Source organism: Bradyrhizobium sp. (assembly GCF_049586575.1).
Lineage (GTDB): Bacteria > Pseudomonadota > Alphaproteobacteria > Rhizobiales > Xanthobacteraceae > Bradyrhizobium.
On sequence record NZ_JBAVCF010000475.1, the window covers coordinates 1 to 2,755 of the forward strand.

A 2,755-nucleotide genomic window follows, 5' to 3' on the forward strand; every position below is an offset into this window, starting at 1 on the left:
GGTCTCTTCCGTCCTCCGTCAGAATTGGAGGACTTGCGTCGCTTGCGTGCCAACGGCCTCATCCCTCAGTTCAGGATCGCCAAGGGCGATCGAGACAGGGCACCCATCATCGGCTGACGTACCGCCAAGTCAAGCGAAGAGGCGAATTGGGGAAGTTCAGTTCGGGCAGCGTGAATAGTTGATGCTGAACTCGGGCATTCCGGGAAAGGTACGTGTGATGGTGTTTTCGTCGATGACCCTTGCGCTGAACTGAACATTGGACGTCATAATCTGGTCTGCGCAGGCAGCGATCATATGGACGACGTCCTCCCTTCGTGCCTTGATGGTGTAGGCTTGCATCTGGCCGTGGACGTTGTCGCCTTGTCGCCTTCTAGAATGAAACCGCCCCGGGAGCCCATTGAACGCCCGCATTTGATTGCACGCCAAGCTCCAGACGCAGTTGATCTCGATCAAGCCGACCCCGAATAAATCCGACATTTATTGTCAATCTTCGCCAGCCTTGCGACGCTGCCTAACTTCGACTTCACCAACGGGCAATCACGAAGTGGGGCCCGCTGCTGGTGGCTTACAGTGATCGCAAGGTCCCAACATGAATGGATAGTTAGCTGCCATGAATCCGTTGCTGACATCGCTGGCGGCTTTTATCAGCATTTTTTGCGGGACGTTCTTGGGCATATTCGTTCGTGACAAATTACCCGATCGGCATCTGAGCGGTGATACAAAGGATATCGTGCGGCAAGGCACGACGCTGATCGCGACGCTCGCCTCCCTTGTCCTCGGTCTGTTGATTGCGTCGGCCAATGGAAAGTACGAAACCGAAAGCGGCCGCATCAGGCAACTTACCGCAAACGTCGTCTTGCTGGATAATGCATTGGAATTGTACGGGCAGGAGACGAAACCGATCCGCGGGCTTCTGCGGCGCGAGACCGGCGCGCTGGCCGATCGAATTTGGAGCGAGAACCGCCCGAGCTACGGCAAACCGCAACCCTTTGAGGCGAGTTCGCTTGGGTTATCCGTCTATACCGAAGTTCTGAAGCTCGTACCGAACACCGAGGCGCAGCGCTCGCTTCAGGCGCGAGCCATTGACACTCTCATTGACATCGGAAAGACGCGCCTACTCCTGTTCACCGACTTGGGCGGTACAATCCCAATTCCTTTTCTGGTCGTGCTGGTTGGCTGGCTGGCGCTAATCTTTGCGAGCATCAGCCTTTTTGCGGAAAGCAACGCGAGGACAATTGCCATCCTTTGCCTCTTTTCGTTTGCCGCATCCGCCGCGATCTTTCTGATTCTGGAACTCAGTCAGCCCTTTGTCGGATTGATGATGATCTCGGATCAGCCTTTTCGCGATGCTCTCATTGCATTGCCACGTTGAGGCGATGTCGACGTTTCGCGGGAAGTTCTTGACCTGCGTCAACCAGGGGTATCGCCGCTAAAATATAAGAATCCTTAGCGCCAGTCGTTGCTGGCGTTTAGATATTGTTGCCGTCTTCGTTCGGCTCGTAACTTCATCCTTCTGTGGTAGCGATCTTCATCCCGGGAATGCAATGGAATCCGACCCCTCCTCACGCAAGCATACGGTTGCAATGGGAATTATCTTTATGGCGGGTATCGCCATAGTGCTGCTGCAATGGCTGGCGACGACCTACAATACGATCGAAACCGTTCCGTTCAGCCAGTTCGAGCAGCTCGTGGCGCAGGGGAATGTCACGGAGGTCATCGTCGGACAGGATACCATCCAGGGCAAGTTGAAGGACAAGCTGGCGAGCGGAAAGTCAGCGTTCGTCACGGCTCGGGTCGATCCAGTGTTGGCGGAAAAGCTCGAAGCCAAGGGCATCGTTGTTACAGGTGAGCCTGCCGGCGGGTTTCTGCAGACCATTATTGCATGGGTCGCGCCCCTATTGCTGTTTTACCTGGTCTGGAGTTTTCTCGGACGCCGCGTAGGAGGAGGGCAGGGCTTTGGTGGGCTGATGTCGATCGGCAAGTCCCGCGCCAAGGTCTATGTCGAGAAAGACACCAAGGTAACCTTCGCCGACGTCGCGGGCGTCGATGAAGCGAAATTCGAACTTCAGGAAGTAGTGTCCTTTCTCAAGGACCCCAAGAGCTACGGGCGGCTTGGCGCGCACGTTCCCAAGGGAATCCTGCTGGTGGGACCGCCTGGCACTGGCAAAACACTGCTTGCTCGCGCGGTCGCCGGAGAAGCCGGAGTCGCGTTCTTCTCCATTTCCGGCTCCGAGTTTGTTGAACTGTTCGTTGGTGTCGGCGCGGCGCGGGTTCGCGACCTCTTCGAACAAGCGCGAAAGGCGGCGCCCTGCATCATTTTCATCGACGAGCTGGATGCGCTTGGACGTAGCCGTTCCCCGGGGGCTTTTAGCGGTTACGAAGAGAAGGAGCAGACCTTGAATCAACTGCTCGCCGAACTCGACGGTTTCGATCCCAGCACGGGCGTGATTTTGTTAGCGGCCACCAACCGGCCGGAAATTCTCGATCCTGCGCTGCTGCGCGCGGGACGGTTCGATCGGCAGGTGCTCGTCGATCGTCCCGACAGGAGTGGCCGTGTTGCCATCCTTAAGGTTCACGTTCGCAAGATCACTATCGGCGAGGATGTCGATCTGGACAAGATCGCTGCTCTCACGACCGGTTTCACCGGTGCTGATATCGCGAACCTGATCAATGAAGCCGCCATCGCTGCCACTAGACGTAATGCAGACTGCGTGTCCTTTGACGATTTCACGGCGGCGATCGAGCGGATTGTTGC

The 2,755-nt window shown here is 56.6% G+C and carries 3 protein-coding genes; 2 read left to right on the top strand and 1 reads right to left on the bottom strand.

Annotated elements, in window-relative coordinates:
- Positions 1-156 precede the first annotated feature (156 nt).
- Entirely contained in the window at positions 157-453 is a 297-nt protein-coding gene (locus tag WB528_RS18270) for a hypothetical protein (RefSeq protein ID WP_423889798.1), read from the bottom strand.
- A 157-nt stretch (positions 454-610) separates the two neighbouring features.
- Here WB528_RS18270 and WB528_RS18275 point away from each other — a divergent pair, with 157 nt between their 5' ends.
- The gene (locus tag WB528_RS18275) at positions 611-1,372 is read left to right on the top strand and encodes a hypothetical protein (protein WP_423889799.1); all 762 of its coding nucleotides are present in this window, start codon (positions 611-613) and stop codon (positions 1,370-1,372) included.
- Between the two features lie 172 nt (positions 1,373-1,544).
- Positions 1,545-2,755: ATP-dependent metallopeptidase FtsH/Yme1/Tma family protein (locus WB528_RS18280; protein WP_423889800.1), on the top strand; the 1,211-nt coding region annotated here is incomplete at its 3' end.

Excerpts from the sequence above, each read along its gene's own strand:
- WB528_RS18275 (WP_423889799.1), top strand. The coding sequence starts at position 611 with ATGAATCCGTTGCTGACATCGCTGGCGGCTTTTATCAGCATTTTTTGC.